Below are 1,116 nucleotides of genomic sequence, written 5' to 3' on the forward strand. Positions count from 1 at the left end.
GGCTTCTGCACCACCGGCATGGTGATGAGCGCGGTGGACCTGGTGCAGAACTACCCCGGCGCCAGCGAGCAGCAGATTCGCGAATTGCTCGAAGGCAACCTGTGCCGCTGCACCGGTTACCAGAACATCGTCAAAGCCGTGCAGCAGGGCCAGCAGGCCATGCAAGCGGCTTGATGCGCCCTCACCGCGAACCACCAGGAGAACAACATGGGTGCATCGGATTTTTCGAAGCTGCCGCACATCGGCGAGGCGCTCAAGCGCAAGGAAGACTACCGTTTTCTGACCGGGGCCGGCCAGTACACCGACGACATCACGTTGGCGCACCAGGCCTACGCCGTGTTCGTGCGTTCGCCTCACGCGCATGCGGTGATCAACGGCATCGACTTGGCGGCGGCCAAGGCCATGCCGGGCGTGGTGCAGATCTTCACCGGCAAGGATGTGGAAGGCAAGATGGGTGGGCTGCCCTGCGGCTGGTTGATCAACAACCCTGATGGCACACCCATGAAGGAGCCGCCGCACCCGATCCTGGCGCAAGGCAAGGTGCGCTACGTGGGCGACCACGTGGCCATGGTGGTGGCCGAGACGCTGGAGCAGGCGCGCAATGCCGCTGAAGCGGTGGTGGTGGACTACGAGGTGCTCAGCGCGGTGGTCAGCGTGCGTGATGCGGCCAAGGCGCAGGCGCTGCACGACATCGCGCCCAACAACCAGTGCTACAAGTGGGCGCTGGGCGACAAGGCACAGGTGGACGCCACCTTCGCCAAGGCCGCGCATGTGACCAAGCTGGCCCTGGTCAACAACCGGCTGATCCCCAATGCCATGGAGCCGCGTGCGGCCATCGGTTCCTACAGCCGTGCCAACGACGAATACACGCTGTATGTGGCCAACCAAAACCCGCACGTCGAGCGCCTGTTGATGACCGCCTTCGTGCTGGGCCTGCCCGAGCACAAGGTGCGGGTGATTGCGCCCGACGTGGGGGGTGGCTTTGGCTCCAAGATCTTCCTGTACGCCGAAGACGTGTGCCTGACCTGGGCTGCCAAACAACTCAACCGCTCGATCAAGTGGACCGCCGACCGTGCCGAGAGTTTTCTCTGCGACGCACACGGCCGCGACCACGTC

At 64.3% G+C, this 1,116-nt stretch carries 2 protein-coding genes; both read left to right on the forward strand.

Annotated features, from left to right (window positions below; translation table 11 throughout):
- Positions 1-174 (forward strand): 2Fe-2S iron-sulfur cluster-binding protein (locus tag RMP09_RS16005; protein WP_310566984.1); only part of this gene is annotated, 174 nt, incomplete at its 5' end.
- Between the two features lie 33 nt (positions 175-207).
- Positions 208-1,116: xanthine dehydrogenase family protein molybdopterin-binding subunit (locus RMP09_RS16010; protein ID WP_310566983.1), on the forward strand; the 909-nt coding region annotated here is incomplete at its 3' end.

The organism is Hydrogenophaga sp., from assembly GCF_031426985.1.
In the GTDB taxonomy this organism is placed as follows: Bacteria; Pseudomonadota; Gammaproteobacteria; order Burkholderiales; family Burkholderiaceae_C; genus Hydrogenophaga.